We start from the raw sequence: 1770 nt of genomic DNA on the forward strand, positions 1-1770 counted from the left end.
GTTGATTTTGGTTTACTACTTTTTAAGAAAACGATAAAAACTTTAAAAAACAACACAAAAAAGATCTGCAAGCTGAAGCATGCGCCCCTCATATCAAGCTTTGCTTGATAGCTATCGCTACACAATTTTTTATTATTGATACCGAAAATCACCAAAAGTGACGAAACATCTTTTGACTTTGGGGCGCTGACTTTAGTCTGCAGTGGGTTTATGTGTTGATTTTGGTTTACTACTTTTTAAGAAAACGATAAAAACTTTAAAAAAACACAAAAAAGATCTGCAAGCTGAAGCATGCGCCCCGAATATTAGACTTCGTCTAATCGCCGTCGCTGCTCAAATTTGTTTATAACCATAATATTACGAAACATATCTTGACCTTGGGGCGCTGACTTTAGTCTGCAGTGGGGTTATGTGTTGATTTTGGTTTACTACTTTTTAAGAAAACGATAAAAACTTTAAAAAAACACAAAAAAGATCTGCAAGCTGAAGCATGCGCCCCGAACATTAGACTTCGTCTAATCGCCGTCGCTGCTCAAATTTGTTTATAACCATAATATTACGAAACATCTTTTGACCTTGGGGCGCGGACTTCAGTCTGCAGTGGGTTTATGTGTTGATTTTACTTATGTACTAATAATTTCATTATTTACTAACTAAAACTATGACATATCTTCAATGAGACACTGACTTTAGCCACTAATCATTCACTTTCATACATCCCATAAAACCGTTTACTTGCATCTTTTATATTTGCTTTGTATGCATTATTTTTAATGTATTGATAAGTCATTTGAAACTGCTTTTCACTACGAATAACTTTATCGTAATAGCTTTTCTCCCATAACCTTTTGGGGTCGGCTCGATATTTATTAATAATAAACGCACTACCTCCTTTAAGGTTCTGCATGATAGTACTTAATGGCTGCAACTGTTGAAAAAGTAAATGAACATGATTAGGCATAATAGATACAGCAAATAAATGATAGTAAATTCCATTTTTAGACTTAAACAATGAAATCAATAATGAAATAATTTCATTATTCAATACCGCACCAGCTCTATTCACATCTAAAAACTGATCTAATTCATATTGTTGTTTGGGCTTATTTTCGATTACTTCCTTGTTATGTTTTTTGAGGTAATAAGCAACACTTTCATATGTTCGGAATGTAACGAATTGAACAGCATTTTTTTGATTGATATGAAATAAATTAGTTCCCATTTTCACCTCTTAATCACAACAGCGCTTAACTTTAGAATTTGAAGTTTAGTTTGCAATCAAATTTTTGTGTAAATGAAGAGTAATTAAATTTATGTATTTAAAGGTCAACACAAAAAAGATCTGCAAGCTGAAGCATGCGCCCCTCATATCAAGCTTTGCTTGATAGCTGTCGCTACTCAGTTTTTTATTATTGATATCGAAAATCTCCGAAACCTACGAAGCATCTTTTGACCTTGGGGCGCTGACTTTAGTCTGCAGTGGGTTTATGTGTCGATTTTGGTTTACTACTTTTTAAGAAAACGATAAAAACTTTAAAAAAACACAAAAAGATCTGCAAGCTGAAGCATGCGCCCCTAATATCAAGCTATGCTTGATAGCTATCGCTACACAATTTTTTATTATTGATATCGAAAATCACCAAAACCTACGAAACATCTTTTGACTTTGGGGCGCTGACTTTAGTCTGCAGTGGGTTTATGTGTTGATTTTGGTTTACTACTTTTTAAGAAAACGATAAAAACTTTAAAAAACAACACAAAAAAGATCTG

1 protein-coding gene is annotated in these 1770 nt (G+C 33.4%); it reads right to left on the bottom strand.

Annotation, left to right across the window (positions count from 1 at the left end; all coding sequences use genetic code 11):
* Positions 1-700: 700 nt before the first annotated feature.
* Entirely contained in the window at positions 701-1222 is a 522-nt protein-coding gene (locus tag V5290_RS17165; RefSeq protein ID WP_290040715.1) for a transposase, read from the bottom strand.
* Between the last annotated feature and the right edge of the window lie 548 nt (positions 1223-1770).

It is taken from the genome of Psychromonas arctica (assembly GCF_036697365.1).
GTDB classification, from domain to species: domain Bacteria; phylum Pseudomonadota; class Gammaproteobacteria; order Enterobacterales; family Psychromonadaceae; genus Psychromonas; species Psychromonas arctica_A.